Source organism: Bhargavaea sp. GQ12, from assembly GCF_059758705.1.
Genome location: NZ_JCAXEU010000010.1, coordinates 24,517 through 47,565 on the forward strand (window position 1 = coordinate 24,517; position 23,049 = coordinate 47,565).

Sequence of the window (23,049 nt, forward strand, 5' to 3'; positions counted from 1 at the left end):
GTGGCTAAAATTACTAAGGAAGATATTAAAAGCGACATACAAAAACAGAATGTGAATTTTATCCGACTGCAGTTCACTGATATCCTGGGGACTATTAAGAACGTGGAGATTCCGGTTTCCCAGATCGACAAGGCGCTGGACAACAAGATGATGTTTGACGGGTCGTCGATTGAAGGGTTCGTTAGGATCGAGGAGTCGGATATGTTCCTGGTTCCCGACATGGACACGTGGACGGTATTCCAGTGGGATACGGGATCCGGAAAAGTCGCCCGGCTCATCTGCGATGTTCACCGCGCAGACGGATCGCCATTCGAAGGGGATCCCCGAAGCAATCTGAAGCGGGTGCTTAAAGAAATGGAAAAACTGGGCTTTACCAAGTTCAATATCGGGCCTGAGCCGGAATTCTTCCTTTTCAAATTGGATATGAACGGCGAACCAAGCCTGGAACTGAACGACTATGGCGGCTACTTCGACCTTGCACCTACCGATCTGGGCGAAAATTGCCGCAGGGACATCGTACTTGAGCTTGAGGCGCTAGGCTTCGAGATTGAGGCATCGCACCATGAGAACGCCCCGGGCCAGCATGAGATCGATTTTAAATACGCAGACGCCATCCGGGCATGCGACAACATCCAGACATTCAAGCTTGTAGTCAAGACGATCGCCCGAAAACATGGACTTCATGCCACGTTCATGCCTAAGCCGCTGTTCGGCGTGGCAGGTTCCGGGATGCATGTCAACATGTCGCTATTCAAAGAAAGCGAGAACGTTTTCGAAGATCCTGAAGGAGAAGAGGGCCTGAGCCAAACCGCTTACCAGTTTATGGCCGGCCTGCTGCAGCATGCGCATGGCTTTACAGCCATCGCGAATCCTACCGTCAACTCTTACAAGCGTCTGGTGCCGGGCTATGAAGCACCTGTATACGTCGCGTGGTCGGGCACGAACCGCAGTCCGCTTATCCGGATTCCGACCTCGAGGGGATTGAGCACACGGGTCGAAGTGCGTTCGGTCGACCCTACAGCCAATCCGTACATGGCGATGGCTGTCCTTCTCGGAGCCGGGCTCGAAGGAATCCGCAACGGCATGGAGCCTCCGGAATCCGTCGACCAGAACATCTATGAGATGAGCCTCCGTGAACGCCGGAGCATGGGCATCGAAGACCTTCCGGCAAGCCTGAAAGAGGCGCTGGGCGCCCTTGCAGACGACAAGGTCATCCAAAATGCCCTCGGCAGCCATATCTACAAGAATTTCATGGACACAAAAGAAGCGGAATGGAACATGTTCCGCACAACAGTCCACCCGTGGGAGCGGGAGCAGTACATGAAGATGTACTGACTGCACGCAGATAAAAAGTGAGCGCAGCCTAATCGGTTGCGCTCACTTTTCTGTTTAAAGTTGTTCTATGGCTTCCCTGACCGGCGTGTCGCCTGAAACTAGCTCGAAGGAAAGGTTGCGGGTATTCTCCTTGTCCAGCGCTTCAAAGACGGCATGGGCGACATCTTCCCGTGGAATGCCGCCCGGCTCCAGATGTTCTGAAGCGGATACCCGGCCTGTTCCGGGTTCATCCAGCAGCAGGCCGGGACGGACGATCGTATAGTCCAGGCCACTCGCTCGGAGGATGTTGTCGGCGTGGTGCTTTGCCACGTAGTACGGACGGATGGCGTCAGACCAGCGTTCCCTGTCCTCGGCACCGATTGCGCTCACCATCAGGAAACGACCGACTCCCTTTTGTCCGGCGGCTTCGATTGCCTTGGCGGCTCCATCCAGGTCGATCAGCAAGGTTTTGTCAGGGCCGGTATGCCCGCCGCTTCCCGCAGTAAACACAACAGCATCCATATCTGCCATTATCGAAGACAGATCTGCAGTGCTGCCTTCAAGATCGGCAACGACGGTACGTGCTCCCATATTTTCGAAAACTGCCTGCTGCTCTTTTTTTCTGATCATGGCGGTCGGTGTATGCTCACCGCTCTCAACGAGAAGCTTCACCAGCATCTTGCCGATCTTGCCGTTTGCTCCGATGACAAGTACGTTCAAAATGATCCATCTCCCCTCTCATGCTAATGAGTCCACTATATCGGAACGGAGGGGCAGGGGACAATGGAAAGACGTCGGGCTGCAGACATGAAAAAAGCCGGCAGCGCGTTTCCGGAAAGCGGTGCCGACTGAATGATGATCCGACCCTGCAGGATCTTACTGGATATGGCGGTAGACGCCCACAACTTTACCGAGGATGGATACCTGGTCGACGATGATGGGATCCATCGACGGGTTTTCTGGCTGGAGGCGGAAATGCCCGCTTTCTTTGAAGAAGCGCTTGACTGTCGCCTCATCCTCTTCAGTCATTGCGACAACGATTTCACCGTTATTCGCGGTGCTCTGCTGGCGCACGACGACATAGTCACCGTTCAGGATGCCGGCCTCGATCATGGATTCGCCCATGATTTCCAGCATGAACAGCTGGTCGTCCGAGCTGCCGTACTGATCGGGGAGAGGAAAATATTCTTCGATGTTTTCGACCGCTGTAATTGGCTGGCCTGCTGTAACCTTCCCGACGACCGGGACCTGAAGAACATCCGCTTTAGGGATGGCGTCGCCGGTTTCAAGAATTTCAATAGCGCGGGGTTTGGTCGGGTCACGGCGGATGAGGCCCTTGTTCTCCAGGCGGGCCAGATGGCCGTGGACCGTCGAACTGGAAGCGAGCCCGACAGCCTCGCCTATTTCGCGGACGGAAGGCGGATAGCCTTTCGACCTGACCTCTTCCTTGATGAAAGTCAGGATGGCTTCCTGCCTTTTCGACATTTTCTTCAAACGGATTCACCTCTTCTTTTAACGTATTAGCTAGTTCCAAGTATATCAGCCGTCTCAATGAAATGCAAACATAGGTTCGAGAAAACCGCTTGACAAAAACATCTGTTCGCATTACGATGGGGTTATTATACGAACAAGCATTCGAATTTCTATTAGGAGGGGCCATTTATGAACCTGATCCGCAATTATTCTTACGTTGTATTCTTATTTCTCATCGCCATTGTTTCAGTCGCCATGCTGCCGGGACAGGAAGAGCCGGAACGTGCAATGACCGCCGAAATCCGAGTGAATCCCGGCGATACACTGTTCGCCCTGCATCAGAAAGCGGAAACTTCGCTTCCGGCTGACATATGGATAGAGGAAGTGCTCAAGATGAACGGTAAACATGATTCGACGATCCTTGCCGGAGAGACGCTTCTCGTACCCTCTAAAATGATGTATTCCGATGATATACAGCTGGCCGGTGAGGGAGAGTGAAGCGGGCCCGGACATGTGCTGTATATTGCCGGGTGAGCACTGAGAAAGAGTCCCAGGACATGTCACTAGAGCGTCAGGAGGAAGAGCTGCGGGCATTTGCGGACGAGCTTGACTTTACGGTGACCTCGGTTTTTAAAGACCGGCACAGCGGCTACGATATGGACCGGGACGGTCTCCTGGACCTGATCGACCATGTGCGGGAGGGTGAGGCGGAAATCGTCCTTGTCCAGGATGAGACCCGTCTCGGACGCGGGAATGCCCGTGTGGCAGTGCTGCACCTTCTGCAGAAGGCAGGGGCATCCACTTATACATATACGGACAAAGGTCCTGCAGCGCTGGATGAAATGGACACAATGCTGCTTGAGATATTGGCCATCGTCGAGGAATATCAAAGGAAAATGCATAATGCGAAAATTCGCAGGGGCATGCGCCGGGCAGTGGAAAAGGGCTACCGTCCTGAGCAGAATCTGAAAAAGCGGGGCAATCCCGAAGGCCGCGAACGAATTGATGTCCCGCTTGGGGAAATTGTCAGTCTCAGGCAGAAAGGCCTGACATTCGAAGAGATCGCTTCCACGCTTAGAGGACTCGGCCATGATGTCAGCAAGGCGACGGTACATCGCCGCTACAGAGAATATATCGAGGAAGAACAGACGAGCGAATGAGTTGCGCTCGTCTCTTTTTTTACTTATGTTTAGGACAAATGGAAAGGGGAGATTTCATGCTTTCACCCGAAAAGCTCGCCCGTATCAATGAATTGGCGAATAAGAAAAAGACTGTCGGACTGACGATGGAAGAAGCGAAGGAACAGACATTGCTCCGCAAGGAATATTTGGGGGTTTTCCGTTCCAATATGAAGCAGACAATCGAGAACGTAACCGTCATCGACCCGGAGGGCAATGACATTACGCCGGACAAAGTAAAACAGCTCAGAAACAACAAATTTCCGAACTGACATCGCCTTCGCCTGAATCCGGTTGTAAAGACCGCCGGGCTCGTCTAAACTTAAAAAGATTCAACTACTTGTTCGTGAAAGGATGTCGAAAGATGGCGAATCATGCCGATGCACTTGCAATCACCACGATCCGGACTCTGTCCATCGATGCGATCGAGAAAGCGAATTCCGGTCACCCGGGACTTCCGATGGGCGCCGCTCCAATGGCGTACACCCTGTGGACCAAACACATGAAGCATAACCCTTCGAACCCGCAGTGGTTCAACCGGGACCGCTTTGTCCTCTCCGCAGGACACGGTTCGATGCTTTTGTATTCCCTTCTTCATCTCGGCGGTTACGATCTGCCGATGGAAGAGATCAAGAATTTCCGCCAATGGGGTTCCAAGACACCTGGCCACCCCGAATACGGTCACACTGACGGAGTGGAAGCGACCACGGGCCCTCTCGGCCAGGGAATCGGCATGGCAGTGGGCATGGCGATGGCGGAACGCCATCTTGCCGCGACGTACAACAAGGACGGCCATGAGATTGTCGATCACCATACCTTCGCACTTTGCGGGGATGGGGACCTCATGGAAGGGGTAGCCTCCGAGGCGATCTCCCTTGCAGGGCACCTGAAGCTGGACAAGCTGATCGTGCTGTACGACAGCAACGACATCTCCCTTGACGGGGAACTCGACATGAGCTTTTCTGAGGATGTCCGCAAGCGCTTCGAGTCGTATGGTTGGAATTATCTTCGTGTCGGAGACGGCAACGACATCGATGCAGTTTCCAGTGCCATTGAAGAAGCGAAGGGGAACACGGGCGGACCGACCCTCATCGAAGTAAAGACGATCATCGGTTACGGTTCTCCGAACAAATCCGGTAAAGCGGATGTCCACGGCGCGCCTCTCGGCGAAGACGAAATGAAGCTCGTCAAGGAATACTACAAGTGGACATTCGAGGAAGACTTCCATGTGCCGGAAGAAGTGTATGACACATTCCGCAAAGCGGCGGAACAGCAAGGCGAGCAGGCGGAGAAACAATGGAATGAGCGCTTTGCATCCTATGAGGAAGCTTATCCGGAAGAAGCGGCTCAGCTAAAGGCTGCGCTTGAAGGCAAGCTTCCTGAAGGATTTGAGGAAAACCTGCCGGCTTATGAGGCCGGTAAATCGGTTGCGACACGCAGCGCCTCAGGCGATATGATCAATGCCCTCGCTGCAGCCGTTCCTACCCTGTTCGGCGGAAGCGCGGACCTGGCAGGTTCGAACAAGACGATGATCAAAGGTGCAGGAGATTTCTTGCCGGAGAATTACCACGGCCGCAACATCTGGTTCGGCGTCCGTGAATTCGCGATGGGTGCAGCGCTCAATGGTATGGCCCTTCACGGCGGACTCCGCGTATTCGGGGGCACATTCTTCGTCTTCAGCGATTATGTGCGTCCTGCGGTCCGGTTGTCGGCACTGATGGGTGTGCCGGTCACTTACGTGTTCACGCATGACAGCATCGCTGTCGGTGAAGACGGACCGACCCACGAGCCGGTTGAACACCTTGCTTCACTTCGCGCAATGCCGGGTCTGTCTGTAATCCGCCCGGCTGACGGAAACGAAACGGCCGCCGCTTGGAAACTCGCGGTTTCATCTGAAAACAAGCCGACGGTTCTCGTGCTTTCCCGCCAGAATCTGCCGGTCCTCGAACACTCGGCAGAGCGTGCGATGGAAGGCGTCAGAAAAGGTGCCTATATCGTATCCGAGGCGGAGGGAGGCAATCCTGACGGAATCCTTCTTGCGACAGGTTCGGAGGTCAGCCTTGCGGTTGAAGCACAAAAGCAACTCCGGGAAGAGGGCGTTCATGTCCGGGTCGTTTCGATGCCTTCATGGGACCGCTTCGAAGAACAGGAAGCTTCTTACAAAGAAGAGGTGCTTCCGAAATCCGTGACGAAGCGTCTCGCAATCGAGATGGGTGCTTCCCTCGGGTGGCACAAGTACACCGGATTCGAAGGCGACGTGCTTGCTATCGATACATTCGGTGCGAGCGCGCCGGGTGGCACGGTCATGAAAGAATATGGCTTTACGCCTGAAAACGTAACATCCCGCTTTAAGCAGCTTTGATGAAAAAGGAGGACATCCGGCTTGGATGTCCTCCTTTTTGTCGGTTCTATCATACGCCCAACTCCGGACAATTCGACAAAACTAGAGGGGTTCTTCTCCGCACTCTGACATCTTTTTTCCGCATACCGGGATATGATGTTGAAAAAGGGGTGGCAGTCATGCGCGAATACATTATTTATGAAGTAAAAAACGCCCACCAGCCATTTGTATTGGGAAGGGAACGGATGCTGGAGGAACTTCTGGCGGTGGAAGGAGAAGAAAGTCCGGAAGTCCGCTTTCTTTGCCATGAGGTGGATCCCGACCGGGTCATGCTCCAGTTAAAGCACCGGATGGGGAGGAGGTTTCCCGAGGTGGGGCGGGAGGGGGGCCTGCTCCGCCTCCATCATCCGGTAAAAGGGACGATCCGGATCGGTTTCGGCGATTACAGCCTGACTGCCCGCTGCGAGGGAACCAGAATGCTTGATCTTGACCTGTTCGCAGGGTTGTCAGGTCTCAGCGGGGGGTATTTTGCAGTCCGTGGGGGAAGCGGGGAGTGCGGCTGGCTGAAGCCGGTGAAATTCTGGGAAAATGGTGTCGGAACGAGCCGTCAATTGTGCGGAAATAGTAGTATCTGATTCCGGAATGTTGTATACTTCTCCTTGGTGCACATTCCGTGAAACTGATGGCACGAAGGAGGAACCACAATGGCGACCGTTTGGTGGATCGTTCTGCTCATCGTCGCGTTGCTCGCCGGGGTGGCTCTCGGCTTTTTCATCGCTCGCAGATATATGATGAATTACCTGAAAGAGAACCCGCCGATCAACGAACAGATGCTCCGCATGCTGATGATGCAAATGGGAATGAAACCTTCCCAGAAGAAAATCAATCAAATGCTGGCACAGATGAACAAAATGAGCGACAAATAATGACAGCGTCCTTTCCTTTAGGAAGGGCGTTTTTATTAATGAAAAAAGAGAAATGAGCGTCACAGAGAAATTTCTGTGACGCTCATTTTTTTCAGGAATCGCAAAAGAATATGCTCCGGTGAAACATCATTAACAGAGCGTGAGCGTGGACATCTCAAGCGCCGAACGGCAGCGGGAGTGCCACCTCAGCAGGACATTCGCGAAAGTACACCAAGACGCCGCGAAAGTACACTATCGAGTGCCGAAAGTACACTATCGAGTGCCGAAAGTACACTATGCTGCTGCGAAAGTACACCAAACTCCCGCGAAAGTACACCATCCCGAAGCCGCCGCTGATCAGGCAATTCCCGATCGGCTGTCGTCACCGTAAGGGAAGAGCCCGTGTTCTTCGAGGAACGCTCTGACCGTTTGTTCGTATTCCTCTGTGTTTTCATTAAAGGACTGGGCATGCGCCCCTTTTTCAAACAGCCGGATCGATTTGGGCTCCGGCTTCAGTTCGTAGAGTTCCTTCGTCATCTCCGGCAGGATAAAATCGTCTTCCAGACTGTGGATGAAAAGCACGGGTCTATGGATGCTGGCGACTGACTGCCTCGGGGAGACGAGGTCCAGCGTATAGCCGTCCCGCACTTTCAGGAACACATTGGCAAGCCGGATGGCGAAACCGGTCCGCAGCGGCGTAGATCGTCTCAAGATATGGAGGACCTGCTCGGTAAAGTCAGAAAATGGGCAATCGGCTATGTAGAAGTCAGCTTCATCTCCGACACCGCCCGCGTATAGGAGAGATGTCGCCGCCCCCATGGATTCCCCATGAACGCCGATGATCGCCTCTTGTCCCACAAAATTCCGGAGCTCATCGATGACGGCACCAAGATCTGTCTTTTCATAATGTCCGAAACTGGTCGTACGGCCCTCAGAATCCCCATGCCGGCGGTGATCGTAAATGACGGAATTAAAGCCGAGCCGTTCAAACATCCGGGCATACTTGACCGAATTGATCTTATTTTCCGTTACGCCGTGGGATATGACGACGTAATGGCTGGTTTCCAGCGGTTCCAGCAACACGGCTTTTAGCCGGTAGCCGTTTGGGGAATTCACCCAGCGCTCTGTTTTGCTGACGGCATTGTACCATCCCTCATCAAAGCGCTTTGCTGAAATTTCCCGCTGGAGGATCACATCGTCTTCTTTCTTCTTCATGTACATCAGCCGGTTCGTGGCAAGGAGGCCGACCGCCGATCCGACAGCAGCTGAAATGCCTGTCATGATGCCGGTGACAGTCAGCCAGCGCTTCGTGCTTATCCCCATTGCATAGCCTCCTTCATGTATGGCTGTTACCCCATACGTTGTGCATTCTTATATAGTGTATACATCCCCGTGCCGATTGGGCGCGAAACGTGAGGCGCCACTTCATCGACAGCGCGGCAGATGCCGTCAGCCGAAATACCGGTTTCAATGCCCATGCGTTCCAGCATATTGACAACATCTTCGGTTGCGACATTACCAGTCGCGCCCGGTGCAAACGGACATCCGCCGAGACCTCCGGCAGAAGCATCAAATCTGTCGACACCTGCCTGGAGTGCCGCGAAGATGTTGGCGAGTGCCATTTTCCGCGTGTCGTGGAAGTGTGCAGTCAGCAGCATCTCCGGAAGCTCATCTTTTAGACGTCTGAACAGGTTGTAACTTTCTTCTGGTGTCGCCATACCGATCGTGTCAGCCACACTCAGTTCGTCCGCCCCCAGTTCAGCGAACCGTTTGCACAGACTGAGCGTCCGTTCGGGATCAACAGGTCCTTCAAACGGACAATGGAATGCGGTCGAGATGCAGGCCCTCACAAACAGGCCGTCCTCTTTCATTTTCCGGATTTGCGGAGCCAGCTGTTCCATGCTTTCTTCGGTCGTCCTGTTAATATTTTTCTTATTAAATGCATCCGTGACTCCGACAAACACGGCGATGCTTGCGGCGCCGGCAGCCCTGGCATTATCGATACCGCGCTCGTTTGGCGCCAGCACGAACTGCCTGCCTGTCCGCGCTGCCCCCGCCATGATATCCGCTGAATCCCCCATTTGCGGCACCCATTTCGGAGAGACGAAAGACGTGAGTTCCATTTCACTGACGCCTGCATCCTGCAAGGCGCGGATGAAACGGAGCTTCACCTCCGTCGGAACCTGGTTTTTTTCATTCTGAAGGCCGTCCCTCGGGCCGACCTCGATTATTACTGCTTGTTTTGGTAGACTTAACATGACAAACCCCCTCCTTGTTCTCATTGTAAGGATGAGGACGGGGCGGGGCAAGGCAAGAAGCATGATGAATGGAAAGGGGACATGGGGAAATGACAAAAGAAGTGGTAATTGTAAGCGCTGTCCGGACAGCGATCGGGACATTCCTGGGGTCGCTTAAAGATATTCCGGCAACAGAGCTTGGTGGCATCGCGATCCGTGAGGCACTTTCCCGCGCGGGAGTGGGCGGGGAGCATGTCGATGAAGTCATCATGGGGAATGTGCTCCAGGCAGGACTCGGGCAAAACCCGGCCCGTCAGGCATCGATCAAGGCGGGCCTTCCGGAGACTGTACCGTCATTGACAATCAATAAAGTATGCGGTTCCGGATTAAAGGCGGTCCACTTGGCTGCACAGGCGATCAAGGCGGGAGACGCGGATGTCATCGTGGCGGGCGGAATGGAAAACATGAGCCAGGCGCCTCATCTTCTCAAAGGCGCGCGTGACGGCTTTAAGATGGGTGACCAGAAGCTGATCGACAGCATGATTTCGGATGGTCTCTGGTGCGCGTTCAACGATTATCATATGGGCATCACCGCTGAAAACCTGTGCGACCGCTACGGCATCAGCAGAGAAGAGCAGGACGAGTTTGCGGCACGATCACAGGAACGGGCAGCTGTTGCTATTGAAGCCGGCCGTTTCAAGGATGAAATCGTGCCTGTTGAAATCCCGCAGCGCAAAGGAGATCCGATTGTCTTTGACACGGATGAGCACGTGAAAGCTGGTTCCACGGCGGAGAAATTGGCGAAGCTCCGCCCGGCGTTCAAAAAAGAGGGCAGTGTCACTGCAGGAAATGCTTCCGGAATAAACGACGGTGCAGCAGCGTTTGTCGTGATGTCCGGGGAGAAGGCGGAAGAGCTGGGCATTGAGCCGCTCGCGGTCATTGCGGCAAATGGCAATGCCGGCGTGGATCCTGCCGTGATGGGAATCGGCCCCGTCCAGGCAGTGAAAAATGCGCTTGGAAAAGCAGGGCTGGAGCTGAAGGACATGGACCTGGTCGAAGCGAACGAGGCGTTTGCAGCCCAGTCCATTGCCGTCGACCGTGAACTTGGGTTCGATCATGATAAACTGAATGTGAACGGCGGCGCGATTGCACTCGGACACCCGATCGGCGCGAGCGGTGCCAGGATACTTGTCAGCCTGCTTCATGAAATGAAGCGGCGGGACGCAAAGACCGGCCTTGCCACCCTCTGCATCGGGGGCGGACAGGGTGTCGCGACGGTAGTGCGCCGTCCCTGAACTTTAGGAAGAAGGTGACTCGATGGCCAAAAAGAAGCCACAACAGCGTAAGCCGGCTGCCACAAAGCAGGACAGCCGTCCGACTCTCGCCGACAGTCTGGGCGGAGATACGCTGGACAAGCTTAAAGAGGCAAAGCAGGCTCTTCTCAGAAACGAAAAGGAAGAAGAGGAAAAACGCCTCGCCCAGAAGGCAAAAGAACGCCGTGATCGGGAAAAGAACATGTCGTTCGGTGAATTGCTGGAAAAATACGGCGACGGACCGTCCAAGTATTGACGGAACTGATGAATACAGGGAAGCACCGGGAAATCATTCCCGGTGCTTTTCATATTGCTGTTCGGTTGTCAGGGCGGCATATGCCCGAACAGTGTCACTGTCCGGCAGATTGTCATAGGCCCGGAGGGTTTCTTTGAGCTGCTCTTCACTGCTGGCACCTGTGATGGCGGAAGCCACTGTTTTGTTTTCCAGTACAAAACCGAGAGCCGCCCCATGGAGATTGCCCGGAAGCAGCCGGAATTGAGCCGACAGTTCACGGAGTTCACCGGAAGTGAACGAGAGGTAACCGTCCATTTGTTCCGCCCGTTGTTCAGACTCGGCTGTCAGCAGGCCTTTGGCTAGTGGCCCGCGTGCGACGACCGATGCGCCCGCCCTGCTGATGTCGCCGAGCCATTCCTCCGGCCGGCGGTCTAGCAGGCTGTACTGCATCATATTCGAAACTGCGGAGCTGTTTTTTAGAAAAGGCAGGAATACATTCGGACGGATGGACGAAATTCCGTAATGGCGGATCAGTCCTTCCCTCTTCAGTTCTTCGAATACGTCGATCACGGCTTCCAGGTCATCATCGGCCGTCCCGCCATGGAGCTGGTACACATCAATATAGTCGGTGCCGAGCCGCTTCAGGCTATCCCTGACGGATTTCCGGATATGCGCAGGAGATGGGTCCCATTCCCACCCGTCTTTCCCGTCTGTCCACCGGTTGCCGACCTTTGTGGCAAGGACAATGTCCGCCCGCCGGCTTCCGAGCGCCTTGCCGAGCAGTTCCTCATTCCGTCCCTTCATATACAGATCCGCCGTGTCAAAATAATTGATGCCCGCATCGAGAGCGGCCGAGACAATCCGTTCCGCCTGCAAAGCATCGTCCGGAAGCGACATGCATCCGAGACCGATTTCTGAAATGTCCGGACCTGTTTTTCCGAGTTTCCGTGTCTTCATCGTATCCCCTCCCGAATCCATAGTATAATGAATGCGCTAAGACGACCAACAGAAAGGGATGGTCCAATGGATAAGTTTGAGGAACGGACGGTACATACGGAGACAATCTACGACGGCAAGATTATCCGTCTTGAAATCGATGATGTCATCCTGCCGGACGGTAAGCCCGCGAAAAGGGAACTCGTCCGGCACCCTGGGGCTGTCGCGCTGATCCCGATCACCGATGATGGCAAGCTTGTCATGGTTGAACAGTACCGGAAGGCGCTCGGAACGACACTTCTTGAAGTGCCTGCAGGGAAGCTCGAACCCGGTGAAGCACCCGAAGTAACGGCCCGAAGGGAATTGGAAGAGGAGACCGGCTATGCATGCGGGAACCTGGAGCTGGTGACGACATTTGCTACCTCTCCGGGTTTTGCAGATGAAACGATTCACTTGTTTGCCGCCACCGGGCTCCGGAAAATCGACAATCCGGCAGCCGGTGATGAAGATGAGTTTGTCGAGCTGCTTGAAATTCCTGTAGAGGAGGCGGCAGCGATGCTGGATCAGGGAAAGATCCGTGACGCAAAGACCGCTTTCTCCATTTTATGGGCGGAGCGGGCGGGGATAGGGAAATGACATGTCGGGGAGCGGACAGGCATAGGTTGTACAAATCCTCCGGAGGTGCAGCCCATGCAGCGATCGCTCCCTTTTCTTTACCTGCTTACACTACTCATCATCGGGTTTACGGGCGGGACCATCCTGTTCCGCTTTGCGGAAGCGGGCATGGCGGAAACGGTAACCGTATTCCTTGATCCGCGGCTCGACCTCGCGGATCCGGCAAAGCCGTATCGTGCACTGCTTTCTTTTCTGGCGTTTCATGTGCTTGCCCTGTTCCTGGCATCCCACGCCGCGCTCCGGCATGCGGTCATGTTCATCGCCGGCCTGAGGGCGGTTTTCTTCGGTTTTGCTTCGACTTATCTGATCAGCCAGGAAGGGGCGCTCACTTTCTACGCGGCGTGGTGGTTTCCGGCACAGTTGCTTCTGACACTGCTGTTCACCCTGTTCTGCATGAACCTTTCCCCCCCGTTCATGCTGAAGAATTATTTCAGCAGGCACAGGAAAGAGGCGGTAATCAGAATCGCGGCCCTGTCCGCTGCCATACTCGCAGCGGAGATCGGGGTGTTCATATTCCTTGTTAATTGAAAATGATTATCATATTGTAATGATTGTTGTTAAATAACTGGAACTCTTGTAACCATCCGAACAGGTTGATATAATAGGGACAGTTTGAGGGGGGCGTCTCATGGAAAGCCGGATTGAACGCATAAAAAAGCAGCTCCACAATGCTAAATACAAACTGACGCCCCAGCGCGAAGCCACGGTCACTGTACTGCTGGAGCATGAGGAAGACCATCTCAGCGCAGAGGATGTCTATCTGCTCGTCAAGGATAAGTCGCCCGAAATCGGGCTGGCGACAGTATACCGGACATTGGAGCTGCTGACCGAACTGAAAGTCGTTGACAAAATCAACTTTGGAGACGGAGTTTCCCGTTTTGATCTGCGGCAGGAAGGCGCTGCCCATTTCCATCACCATCTGGTCTGCATCGAGTGCGGCGCGGTGGATGAGATCCAGGAAGACCTGTTGGGTGACGTCGAGCAGATCGTCGAAGACCGTTGGAACTTCCGGATCAAGGATCACAGGCTTACTTTCCACGGTATCTGCAGCCGCTGCAGCGGAGAAGCAAAAGAAAACGAACAGGAATAACAGAAATGGACAGGATGGCGAAAGCTGTCCTTTTTTCATATTGGTAAAAACAGAAAGGAGATAGAACATGAAAGAGGCGGAAGATGCGCTGAACGACTACCTGCATTTTCTCAGAGTCGAGCGCCAGCTGGCGGATAACACGATCGGATCGTACAAAAGGGACCTGCTCGGATATATCCGCCATCTGGAAAAGGTGGAGCAGCCCGGCAGCCTGGACAGCGTATCGCGACCTGATATCCTGCGCTATCTGCAAGTCCTGGAAGAATCCGGCAAGTCACCCCGGACGATCTCCCGGCATATATCTTCCATCCGCTCTTTCCATCAGTTTCTGGTGAGGGAGCGGATTACCTCCGCCGACCCGACAATCCAGCTGGACCTGCCGAAGCTCGAGATGAAACTGCCGCGTGTGCTGTCTGTCGGGGAAGTCGATTCGCTTATCGCGGCCCCGGACCGTTCCAAACCCGCGGGCGTGCGGGACCGGGCGATGCTGGAAATGCTGTACGGGACCGGCATGCGGGTCAGCGAATGCATAGGGATTAATACTGGAGATGTCCATCTTTCGATGGGATTTGCCCGTGTGTTTGGAAAAGGCGGCAAGGAGCGCATTGTCCCGCTTGGAAGAACAGCGGTTGACGCCATCACTGAATATATTGGCCAGGCGAGGCCGTCGATGCTGAAAGGGGACCGTGCCCAGGACGCGCTGTTCGTCAATGCGAGGGGCGGACGTCTGACCCGCCAAGGGGTCTGGAAACTATTAAATCAGCATGCCCGAAAGGCCGGGATCACAAAAGAACTCACACCGCACATTCTGCGGCATTCATTTGCTACACATCTGGTGGAAAATGGTGCCGATTTGCGTGCGATCCAGGAAATGCTCGGTCATGCCGACATCTCGACGACACAAATTTACACCCACGTCAGCAAGAATCGGCTTAAAGACGTTTACAGCAAATTTCATCCTCGGGCATGATGCGGGAAAATGTGACGTCAGACCTCTGATTTGTGGTACAGTATTCTTGTAAAGGGTATACGTAGTGCCAAGGAGGTTATGCGACAATGACAGCGCAACCATTTAAACGAATTCATCTGATCGTACTTGATTCTGTAGGCATCGGCGAAGCACCGGATGCCGTTGATTTCGGTGACGAAGGATCAGATACGCTCGGCCATATCGCCGAGGCGACCGGCGGACTCAATATGCCGAACATGGCAGGCCTCGGCCTGGCCAATATCCGTCCTCTAAAAGGACTTGAGGCTGCGGACAACCCGGCCGGCTATTTTGGCCGTATGCAGGAAGCCTCGGTCGGCAAAGATACAATGACCGGGCATTGGGAAATCATGGGCCTGAACATCGATAAGCCATTCAAGGTATATCCGGATGGCTTCCCTGAAGGGCTTGTGAAGGAACTGGAGGAGCGGACCGGCCGCAAGGTGATCGGAAACAAGCCGGCAAGCGGCACAGCCATCATTGACGAGCTCGGCCCGCTGCACATGGAGTCCGGCGGTCTCATTGTCTATACGTCGGCGGATCCGGTGCTGCAGATTGCTGCACACGAAGGCGTCATCCCGATCGAGGAACTCTATGAAATCTGCGAGATCGCAAGAGAGATTACCCTAAAGCCGGAATACCTTGTCGGCCGGGTCATTGCCAGGCCGTTCATCGGGGAACCGGGCAATTTCACCCGGACAACAAACAGGCACGACTACGCTCTTAAGCCATTTGGCCGCACGGTCATGAATGAGCTTCAGGATGGCGGTTTTCAAGTTATCGCAGTCGGCAAAATCTCAGATATTTTCAATGGTGAAGGCGTGACCGATTCGGTCAGGACGTCATCCAATATGGACGGCGTAGACAAGCTGCTCGAAGTGATGGACCGTGATTTTGAAGGGCTGTCGTTTACGAACCTGGTTGATTTCGATGCGCTTTTCGGCCATCGCCGCGATCCGGAAGGCTACGGAAACGCGCTTGCCGAATTCGACGCGAGGCTGCCGGAGATTATGGGTGCCCTTGGCGAAGATGACCTGCTGATCATCACGGCGGACCACGGCAATGACCCGACAGCTCCGGGAAGCGATCATACGCGGGAGTTTGTACCGATCATCATGGCTTCCCCGAGATTCAATGCAGGAGGAGAGCTGCCTCTGCAGGAAACTTTTGCCTCAGTCGGTGCGACAGTTGCAGAAAACTTCGGCGTGAAGAAACCGGAGTTCGGCAAAAGCTACCTTCCAGTTTTGAAATGAAAGCGGGTGGACAGACATGAGAATGGTTGACATTATCACAAAGAAAAGAGACGGCGGCAGACTATCGGAAGAGGAGATCCGGTTCTTCATCTCTGGAATTACGGATGATTCGGTACCTGACTATCAGGCGAGCGCCCTGCTGATGGCCATCTACTTCGAAGGAATGGTTGAAGAAGAGCAGGCATTGCTTACTGAAGCAATGGTGGATTCGGGTGATCGGATCGACCTTTCGGGAATAGAGGGCACGCTTGTCGACAAGCACTCCACAGGAGGAGTGGGTGACACTACGACACTCATCCTGGGCCCGATGGTTGCGGCCTGCGGCGTGCCGGTCGCCAAGATGAGCGGACGCGGACTCGGCCACACCGGCGGAACACTGGACAAGCTTGAATCGATTGACGGCTTCCATATCGAACTGACTGAAAAACAGTTCGCTGACCAGGTGAACAGCCTGAAGCTCGCAGTGATCGGCCAAAGCGGAAACCTTACTCCGGCGGACAAAAAGCTGTATGCGCTCAGAGATGTGACCGCGACTGTGGACAGCATCCCGCTGATTGCAAGTTCAATCATGAGCAAGAAAATCGCTGCGGGAGCGGATGCCATCGTCCTCGACGTCAAGACGGGCGAAGGAGCGTTCATGAAGACCGAAGAAGATGCCAGAAGGCTCGCCGAAGCAATGGTGGGCATCGGCAATGCCGTCGGACGCAAGACGATGGCGGTCATCTCGGATATGAGCCAGCCGCTCGGCTACGCAATAGGCAACGCGCTCGAAGTGAAAGAGGCGATCGAGACGCTGAAAGGCGAAGGGCCGGAGGATCTCACCCGGCTCTGCATCGAGCTTGGCAGCCGCATGGTCGTAGCGGGAGGAAAAGCCGGAAGCATCGAAGAAGCGGAAAGCATGATCCAACAAGCGATCAGCGACGGTTCGGCACTTGCCCTGTTCCGCAAGTTTATTGAGGCACAAGGCGGCAATCCGGAAATTGTGGATGACCCTTCAAAGCTTCCGTCGGCATCTGAAGTGATCGAGTTCCAAGCCGAGGCGGATGGTTATGTCCAGTCCATCGGCGCTGATGACATCGGTCTTGCTGCGATGCACCTGGGAGCGGGGCGCGCGACCAAGGATGAACAAATTGACCTCGGCGTCGGAATCGTCCTGAAGAAAAAGGTTGGAGATGCTGTTAAGAAAGGTGAACCGCTTGCTGAGATCCATACAAATGGCAAAGGCACCGAAACCGCGATTGGCATGCTCAGAGAGCACATTATCGTCGGTTCAGAAAAAGCAGACGCACCTGCGCTCATCCACGGTGATATCCAATAAATCATTCCATCCAGCAAACACTCCGGAAAGAGACCTTTCCGGAGTGTTTTTTTATGTATCCGAAGATTCTGCTCCGATAATTAGGAAAACTGTCCCGAGCGTTAAGAGTGGGCGTCTGAGAGTTAAGAAAGTTCGAAGGAACAGTCGGACCAATCAATTACAAAATGCATTTCCATAACTGTTATTTCCACGTATAAAACCGTTTCCCGAAGGGCAGGCTTGGACGGCGAAGGCTGCCGTGGCCGAAATTTGCCGGATTTCCACTAGTTTCGTCGAGTGCAAGGAGTCCGGGAGGCGGCCGTTGAATTACGAGCCAAAAGGGGGCATCCATATGAATCATATGACATTGGCACCAGGCGGGATTGTAATTGTCCGCCCAGCAGGAGAATTGGATCACCATACAGCGGACAGCATTAAACGGGAAGTCAGCAGGCTGATTTTTGGGGGGAAGGCGACAGGCATCATTTGGGATCTCGGGAACCTTCAGTTCATGGACAGTGCAGGCATCGGACTGATTCTGGGGCGGATGAGGGATCTCGGTGCGGTCGATGGAGGGACGGTTATCCTGAACCCATCACCGACGATGCGAAAAATGTTCGAACTTTCAGGATTGGGCAGCCACTTGGCGGAAGGCACGGAAGAAGACGCGATGAAACGGTTGGGAGGGATCCTTCATGGAAAATGAAATGACGCTATCGTTTGCTGCGATCAGTGAAAACGAAGCACTGGCCCGCATGACACTCACCTTCTTTGTGGCGCCGCTTGATCCGACACTGGAGGAAATCTCGGAGTACAAGACGGTCATCTCGGAAGCGGTGACGAATGCCATCATTCACGGGTATGAGGAGCAGCGCACCGGAATCGTCCGGGTTCATGCCATCCTGGACGGAAGGGAAGTGACCGTCACCATCAGCGACGAAGGCGGCGGGATCGATAATGTGGAAGAGGCGATGCAGCCGATGTACACATCCAAGCCCGAACGTGAGCGTTCAGGGATGGGCTTTACGATCATGGAGAGCTTCACGGACAATCTGACGGTCGATTCCCGCCGGGGCAGCGGAACCACCGTCACCTTCAAGAAAAAATTCTCTCCCGTGCAGGAAGCCTGCTCGTCGGTGGGATGACGGATGCAGGAGCATGTAGAACAGCGAAAACCGCCACTCTTGACACAGGAGACGATGAGAGAACTGATTCAGGAAGCCCAGTCCGGAAACTCCGAGGCCCGGCGGGTCATGGTCGAGGGCAATACGAGGCTCGTCTGGTCCATCGTACAACGCTTTTCATCGAGGGGTGTGGAGCTGGACGATCTTTACCAGATTGGCTGCATCGGGCTGCTGAAGGCGGTCGACAAGTTCGACCTGAGTTTTGAAGTCAAGTTCTCAACATATGCCGTTCCGATGATCATCGGGGAGATCCAGCGCTTTCTCCGCGATGACGGCATGGTCAAAGTAAGCCGGTCAATCAGGGAACTGAACTTCAAGATCCGTCATGCGACCGATGACTTCCTGAAAGAACATGAGCGCTCCCCGACCATTTCAGAAATCGCTGCGGTCCTGGAAGTTCCCGTTTCAGATGTCATCGTCGCAATGGACGCGATGAAGGACCCGGCGTCTCTCCAGGAACAGCTGTATGAAGGCGAGGGGGACTCGGTCACACTGATGGACCAGGTCCGTGACGAACGTTCGGAAAAAGGGTTTGAGCACATTCCGCTAAAAGATATCATCTCAAGGCTTGACCCGAGGGACCGGACGATCATCATCATGAGGTTTTATATGGACTGCACGCAAAGTGACATCGCAGAGCGGCTGGGAATTTCCCAAGTGCAGGTTTCGCGGCTTGAAAAGAAGATTCTTTCGAAGATGAAATCGTATATGAGGCCCGACCTCGTCAAGGAGCCGGTGGAGTCGAAAGGAGAAGGGTGACGATCGAAAGGCTATATGACAGCAGAGAACTGGCAAAAGAAGAGCTGGGCGGATTGTTCGGCAAGGGTGAAACTTATGATTTCGTCATGCTGGACATCCATATCCGGCGGGAGCCCGCCACGATCGTCTTTATGAATGGCTTGATCGGCTCGGATGTCACGACACAGCTCCTGACTTCGATTCAGATGTCGGATGTGTGGGATGAGTTGGAAGAGAAAATCAACCGGGAAAATTTCCTGACTTATTTCCCGTTCCATGCCGTCGAACCGGCCAAGGACAAAAATGCCATGATCAACTCGATCCTGAGCGGTCAGCTGATTTTTATCATGGAGGACGGTTCCGTATTCCAGGCAGATGTCCGTGAGTATCCCGGGAGGCAGCCGGAAGAACCGGACAACGAAAAGGTCATCCGGGGTTCGAGGGACGGATTCACGGAAAATATCATCCTGAATACCGCCCTTATCAGAAGGCGTCTTCGTGATCCTCAGCTGCGTTTTGAAATCCAGCGGGTGACGGAGCGGGGCCGGACGGATATCGCGATCGGCTATCTTAAAGGTGTCGCAAGCGAGGAGCATCTCGACATGCTCAAGAAGCGGCTGGCGGAAATTGATCATGACGGGCTGACGATGTCGGACAAACAGCTGGAAGAGCTGCTGTTCAAGCAGAAATTCCACCCGGTACCGTTTGTGCGGTTTACCGAAAGGCCGGATATCGCTGCAGCCCATCTGCTGGAAGGCCATATCGCGATTGTCGTTGATACGTCTCCGTCGGTCCTCCTCATTCCGGTGACCATTTTTCATCACCTTCAGCACGCGGAGGAATTCCGCCAGGCACCGCTCATCGGAACAGGTGTTCGCGCAATCCGCTTTTCCGGGATCCTGATGGCCGTCTTTTTACTTCCGTTCTGGTATCTGCTTGTCAAGCATCCGGAGTTCGTGCCGAAAGCGCTGGATTTTGTCGGGCCGAAGGAGAGTGGAGAAATTCCGCTGCTGTTCCAGATTATCGCGGCAGACATTGGAGTTGAATTCATGCGTCTCGCCGCAATTCATACCCCGACGCCTCTGTCCACGGCACTCGGCCTGATCGCGGCTGTAATTCTGGGGCAGATGGCAGTCGACGTCGGACTGTTCACCGCAGAAGTCATCCTGTATGTCGCACTGACGGCTGTCGTAACATTCGCGATCCCCTCGTATGAGCTAAGCATTTCCGCGAAGATTTTCAGAACGGTGCTGCTCATACTGACGGCTCTGGCAGGGCCTCCCGGCTTTTTTGCGGGAGGAGTCATCCTATTCTGGTATCTCTGCTCCATCAAGCCGATGGGCGTTCCGTATCTCTGGCCTCTCGCACCGTTTTTCCCGAAGGCACTGGCCCGCGTGATTGTCCGGTATCCGATGATCGGAAGCTCGTTGAGACCTTATATCACGGACTCACCGAGAAGGCAGCGAAGTTGACGGCCGATTGCACGTTCGCCCCCTTCATGGTAAAGTTTTAATAGACTAAGCCGGAAGGATGAGGCCTTGTGCATCTATACGGAACACAGAAGATTAACAGCAACGGACATCTGGAAATCGGCGGGGTCGATGCGGAAGAACTTGCACGCATCTACGGTACCCCGCTGATTGTCTATGATATCGCGCTCGTCCGGGACCGTGCCCGGTCGTTCCTGAAAGCATTTGAAGAAGAAGAGGTAAGCGGCCAGGTCGCCTATGCGAGCAAAGCGTTCTCGAGCATTGCGATGTTCCGGATTGTCCGCGATGAGGGCCTTTCACTCGACGTTGTGTCCGGAGGGGAACTGTATACCGCAATCCGCTCCGGCTACCCCGCGGAACGCATTCATTTCCACGGGAACAACAAAAGTGAAGATGAGATCCGCATGGCTTTCCGGGAAGGTGTCGGCTGCATCGTGGTGGACAACTTCCATGAGATCCGTACAATCGGGCAAATCTCCGAAGAGCTGTCACTGCCGATGGATGTTCTGATCCGTGTCACCCCGGGCATCGAAGCTCATACACACGACTTCATCACAACAGGCCAGGAAGACTCGAAATTCGGCTTTGACCTGAACAACGGTCAGGCGGACGAGGCATTCCGCCTGCTGTCCGGGATCAGCCGCGTACGGGTCCTCGGCCTGCATTGTCATATCGGTTCCCAGATCTTCGATACGGCGGCATTCAACCTGGCTGCCGGCTCCCTGATGAGGAAAGTTGCGGCTTGGCGGGAGGAGCACGGCTACACATGCACGGTCCTGAACCTGGGGGGCGGTTTCGGGATCCGCTATACAGAGGAAGACCATCCGCTCGAACCTGAGGAATATGTGCGCGCCATGATCCGCACAGTCAAGGAAGCCGCTGCGGAATCGGACTATCCGGTTCCTGAGCTCTGGATTGAGCCGGGCCGTTCTCTTGTCGGTGAAGCGGGTACGACTCTTTACACCGCAGGTTCCGAAAAGGAAGTTCCTGAAACCCGTACTTACCTGTCCGTCGACGGCGGCATGAGCGACAATATCCGGCCGGCGCTCTACGGCGCGACCTACTCGTCCGCTGCGGCACTCCGTATGGACGAGCCGCACACTTCGGCGTATACGATCGCCGGAAAATGCTGTGAATCCGGTGACAGACTGATCGAGCAGGCACTGCTTCCTGACATGGCGGCGGGCGATCTGATCGCAGTATTCTGCACGGGGGCCTATGGTTATGCCATGGCGAGCAACTATAACCGGATGACCCGTCCGGCAGTGGTCTTTGCGGAAAACGGGGAGCACCGTATAGCCATCAGGCGTGAAACATACGACGATCTGATCCGCCTTGAGCTGGAGACAGCCGGCATCGGAAAGGAAGAAGTGCGGTGAAGAAGAGGAACATCCTCCTGTTCATCGTCATCCTGCTGATGGCGCTGGCCTGGGGGGCAGTGTACTGGATTTTTGTAGCCCCGAATTTCGGGCCTCCGACAAGCTGACAGCGAGCGGAGAATACGGAAAAGAGGGAGCCGAAGATGTTACTGCGCTATAAAAAATCATTTGAAAAAATCGCAATGGGCCTCCTATCCTTCATGCCCGGCGAAAAAGACGTGAAAAAACTGAAGGAAACGATCACACGATACGAAACAGATGACCAGAGCCAGCTTTATCTTTGGAAAGCGGGTGAAGACTATATCGGCCTGGTCGGTGTAGAGTTTGACGGCGACAATGTCTCCGTCTGCCACCTTTCTGTCAACCCGTCGCATAGAGGCGAGGGGGTCGGGAAAGAAATGGTCTCGAAATTGGCGGCGATCATGCCCGGAAAGACCATTGTCCCGACGGAAGCCACCCGGCCGTTTCTAGAGAAGTGCCAGGAAATTATTAAAGGAGGAGCAGACCGTCAATGACGACTGCTCCTCCTTTTTTCGCGTTCCAGCAGAATATGGCTCCTGTCACGTAGCATATGTTTATGAATGAGACGGGCCCCGGTGAGGGTAGGGACACCTCCGCTCGCGATCAGCTCCATGACAGCCGACCGGATCGCGGAGTCGTCCACGGCAATAAGGAACGGCTTAAAAGGCTGTTCTTTTTCGACAGCGTTTCTTGCATCGATGATATTCCGGAGAAGGGAAGGAACGTCCACACCCTTGGAAAAGGGAGACTCCTCTTCATGAGCTGCCCGGAGCAGACGCTCTGCCTTTGCAAACAGTTTGGCGGCGCCGCGGAAGTTATCGCGCCGCCAGTGATAAAGGGCGACAGCCGTCTGAATATATCCGACGAGCGGATGGGTGCGATCTCGCGGTGCAACAGCATTCCAGTAATCTTCCAGAACTTCGTGGCACTCAAAATAATCTTGATTCTCATTAAAGTACGCAATAAACTTGATGAACAGCGGATGATGGAGCGGATCCACGG

At 54.4% G+C, this 23,049-nt stretch carries 27 protein-coding genes; 21 read left to right on the forward strand and 6 right to left on the reverse strand.

Annotation, left to right across the window (positions count from 1 at the left end):
- Positions 1–1,335 (forward strand): type I glutamate--ammonia ligase, encoded by a 1,335-nt coding sequence (gene glnA / locus AC6CHQ_RS10365; RefSeq protein ID WP_092048835.1) that lies wholly within the window; start codon positions 1–3, stop codon positions 1,333–1,335.
- A 54-nt stretch (positions 1,336–1,389) separates the two neighbouring features.
- Here glnA and AC6CHQ_RS10370 read toward each other — a convergent pair whose 3' ends face one another.
- Together AC6CHQ_RS10370 and lexA are read right to left on the reverse strand one after the other, a co-directional pair.
- Positions 1,390–2,034, reverse strand: coding sequence for an SDR family oxidoreductase (locus AC6CHQ_RS10370; protein ID WP_251240471.1), 645 nt, complete (start codon positions 2,032–2,034; stop codon positions 1,390–1,392).
- Positions 2,035–2,190: 156 nt separating this feature from the next.
- Positions 2,191–2,808: a transcriptional repressor LexA gene (lexA, locus tag AC6CHQ_RS10375; RefSeq protein WP_092048831.1), complete on the reverse strand. Its 618-nt coding sequence runs from the start codon at positions 2,806–2,808 to the stop codon at positions 2,191–2,193.
- A 168-nt stretch (positions 2,809–2,976) separates the two neighbouring features.
- Here lexA and AC6CHQ_RS10380 point away from each other — a divergent pair, with 168 nt between their 5' ends.
- From AC6CHQ_RS10380 to AC6CHQ_RS10405, 6 genes are all read left to right on the forward strand, one after another.
- The gene (locus AC6CHQ_RS10380) at positions 2,977–3,285 is read left to right on the forward strand and encodes a LysM peptidoglycan-binding domain-containing protein (protein WP_251240472.1); all 309 of its coding nucleotides are present in this window, start codon (positions 2,977–2,979) and stop codon (positions 3,283–3,285) included.
- Positions 3,282–3,947, forward strand: coding sequence for a YneB family resolvase-like protein (locus tag AC6CHQ_RS10385; protein WP_349773661.1), 666 nt, complete (start codon positions 3,282–3,284; stop codon positions 3,945–3,947). The genes AC6CHQ_RS10380 and AC6CHQ_RS10385 overlap by 4 nt, the downstream gene beginning before the upstream one ends.
- Before the next feature lie 56 nt (positions 3,948–4,003).
- The gene (locus AC6CHQ_RS10390) at positions 4,004–4,237 is read left to right on the forward strand and encodes a DUF896 domain-containing protein (RefSeq protein ID WP_092048824.1); all 234 of its coding nucleotides are present in this window, start codon (positions 4,004–4,006) and stop codon (positions 4,235–4,237) included.
- A 92-nt stretch (positions 4,238–4,329) separates the two neighbouring features.
- Positions 4,330–6,327, forward strand: coding sequence for a transketolase (gene tkt, locus AC6CHQ_RS10395; protein WP_498081520.1), 1,998 nt, complete (start codon positions 4,330–4,332; stop codon positions 6,325–6,327).
- A 158-nt stretch (positions 6,328–6,485) separates the two neighbouring features.
- Positions 6,486–6,941, forward strand: coding sequence for a hypothetical protein (locus AC6CHQ_RS10400; RefSeq protein ID WP_092048819.1), 456 nt, complete (start codon positions 6,486–6,488; stop codon positions 6,939–6,941).
- Between the two features lie 69 nt (positions 6,942–7,010).
- Positions 7,011–7,232, forward strand: a complete 222-nt coding sequence (locus AC6CHQ_RS10405) for a YneF family protein (RefSeq protein ID WP_092048818.1) — start codon at positions 7,011–7,013, stop codon at positions 7,230–7,232.
- Between the two features lie 336 nt (positions 7,233–7,568).
- Here the strand turns inward: AC6CHQ_RS10405 and AC6CHQ_RS10410 are convergent, their stop codons facing one another.
- Both AC6CHQ_RS10410 and AC6CHQ_RS10415 read right to left on the reverse strand, forming a co-directional pair.
- Complete coding sequence (locus AC6CHQ_RS10410) at positions 7,569–8,534, reverse strand: alpha/beta hydrolase (RefSeq protein ID WP_251240475.1); 966 nt, start codon at positions 8,532–8,534, stop codon at positions 7,569–7,571.
- A gap of 26 nt (positions 8,535–8,560) precedes the next feature.
- Positions 8,561–9,469, reverse strand: a complete 909-nt coding sequence (locus AC6CHQ_RS10415; RefSeq protein ID WP_092048815.1) for a hydroxymethylglutaryl-CoA lyase — start codon at positions 9,467–9,469, stop codon at positions 8,561–8,563.
- An 89-nt stretch (positions 9,470–9,558) separates the two neighbouring features.
- Here AC6CHQ_RS10415 and AC6CHQ_RS10420 point away from each other — a divergent pair, with 89 nt between their 5' ends.
- Both AC6CHQ_RS10420 and AC6CHQ_RS10425 read left to right on the forward strand, forming a co-directional pair.
- Positions 9,559–10,743, forward strand: coding sequence for an acetyl-CoA C-acetyltransferase (locus AC6CHQ_RS10420; protein WP_251240476.1), 1,185 nt, complete (start codon positions 9,559–9,561; stop codon positions 10,741–10,743).
- 22 nt (positions 10,744–10,765) lie between these two features.
- Positions 10,766–11,017, forward strand: coding sequence for a YqkE family protein (locus AC6CHQ_RS10425; protein WP_251240477.1), 252 nt, complete (start codon positions 10,766–10,768; stop codon positions 11,015–11,017).
- A gap of 33 nt (positions 11,018–11,050) precedes the next feature.
- Here AC6CHQ_RS10425 and AC6CHQ_RS10430 read toward each other — a convergent pair whose 3' ends face one another.
- A complete protein-coding gene (locus tag AC6CHQ_RS10430; protein WP_251240478.1) occupies positions 11,051–11,953 on the reverse strand; it encodes an aldo/keto reductase in 903 nt (300 codons plus the stop codon).
- Positions 11,954–12,019: 66 nt separating this feature from the next.
- Between AC6CHQ_RS10430 and AC6CHQ_RS10435 the strand changes: the two genes are divergently transcribed.
- The 12 genes from AC6CHQ_RS10435 to AC6CHQ_RS10490 all read left to right on the forward strand — a co-directional run bounded on the left by AC6CHQ_RS10435 (position 12,020) and on the right by AC6CHQ_RS10490 (position 22,541).
- Positions 12,020–12,568 carry an NUDIX hydrolase gene (locus AC6CHQ_RS10435; protein ID WP_251240479.1) on the forward strand — a complete coding sequence of 183 codons (549 nt, stop codon included), beginning with the start codon at positions 12,020–12,022 and terminating at the stop codon, positions 12,566–12,568.
- 54 nt (positions 12,569–12,622) lie between these two features.
- Positions 12,623–13,135 (forward strand): hypothetical protein, encoded by a 513-nt coding sequence (locus tag AC6CHQ_RS10440; protein WP_498081521.1) that lies wholly within the window; start codon positions 12,623–12,625, stop codon positions 13,133–13,135.
- Positions 13,136–13,235: 100 nt separating this feature from the next.
- Positions 13,236–13,697, forward strand: coding sequence for a ferric iron uptake transcriptional regulator (gene fur / locus AC6CHQ_RS10445; RefSeq protein WP_251240481.1), 462 nt, complete (start codon positions 13,236–13,238; stop codon positions 13,695–13,697).
- Positions 13,698–13,764: 67 nt separating this feature from the next.
- The gene (xerD, locus tag AC6CHQ_RS10450) at positions 13,765–14,667 is read left to right on the forward strand and encodes a site-specific tyrosine recombinase XerD (protein WP_251240482.1); all 903 of its coding nucleotides are present in this window, start codon (positions 13,765–13,767) and stop codon (positions 14,665–14,667) included.
- 86 nt (positions 14,668–14,753) lie between these two features.
- Entirely contained in the window at positions 14,754–15,938 is a 1,185-nt protein-coding gene (gene deoB, locus AC6CHQ_RS10455) for a phosphopentomutase (protein ID WP_251240483.1), read from the forward strand.
- A 16-nt stretch (positions 15,939–15,954) separates the two neighbouring features.
- The gene (locus AC6CHQ_RS10460; protein WP_251240484.1) at positions 15,955–17,256 is read left to right on the forward strand and encodes a pyrimidine-nucleoside phosphorylase; all 1,302 of its coding nucleotides are present in this window, start codon (positions 15,955–15,957) and stop codon (positions 17,254–17,256) included.
- A 331-nt stretch (positions 17,257–17,587) separates the two neighbouring features.
- Positions 17,588–17,941 (forward strand): STAS domain-containing protein, encoded by a 354-nt coding sequence (locus AC6CHQ_RS10465; protein WP_092048796.1) that lies wholly within the window; start codon positions 17,588–17,590, stop codon positions 17,939–17,941.
- On the forward strand, positions 17,931–18,380 hold the full coding sequence (gene spoIIAB, locus AC6CHQ_RS10470) for an anti-sigma F factor (RefSeq protein WP_092048794.1): 450 nt from the start codon (positions 17,931–17,933) through the stop codon (positions 18,378–18,380). The genes AC6CHQ_RS10465 and spoIIAB overlap by 11 nt, the downstream gene beginning before the upstream one ends.
- A 3-nt stretch (positions 18,381–18,383) precedes the next feature.
- Positions 18,384–19,178 (forward strand): SigF/SigG family RNA polymerase sporulation sigma factor, encoded by a 795-nt coding sequence (locus AC6CHQ_RS10475; protein WP_092048792.1) that lies wholly within the window; start codon positions 18,384–18,386, stop codon positions 19,176–19,178.
- On the forward strand, positions 19,175–20,629 hold the full coding sequence (locus tag AC6CHQ_RS10480; RefSeq protein ID WP_251239767.1) for a spore germination protein: 1,455 nt from the start codon (positions 19,175–19,177) through the stop codon (positions 20,627–20,629). The genes AC6CHQ_RS10475 and AC6CHQ_RS10480 overlap by 4 nt, the downstream gene beginning before the upstream one ends.
- A 68-nt stretch (positions 20,630–20,697) precedes the next feature.
- Positions 20,698–22,026 (forward strand): diaminopimelate decarboxylase, encoded by a 1,329-nt coding sequence (gene lysA, locus AC6CHQ_RS10485; RefSeq protein ID WP_092048788.1) that lies wholly within the window; start codon positions 20,698–20,700, stop codon positions 22,024–22,026.
- Positions 22,027–22,169: 143 nt separating this feature from the next.
- On the forward strand, positions 22,170–22,541 hold the full coding sequence (locus tag AC6CHQ_RS10490; RefSeq protein WP_498081522.1) for a GNAT family N-acetyltransferase: 372 nt from the start codon (positions 22,170–22,172) through the stop codon (positions 22,539–22,541).
- Here the strand turns inward: AC6CHQ_RS10490 and AC6CHQ_RS10495 are convergent.
- Complete coding sequence (locus tag AC6CHQ_RS10495) at positions 22,535–23,047, reverse strand: DUF309 domain-containing protein (RefSeq protein WP_251239770.1); 513 nt, start codon at positions 23,045–23,047, stop codon at positions 22,535–22,537. The two genes, AC6CHQ_RS10490 and AC6CHQ_RS10495, sit on opposite strands and share 7 nt — an antisense overlap.
- Between the last annotated feature and the right edge of the window lie 2 nt (positions 23,048–23,049).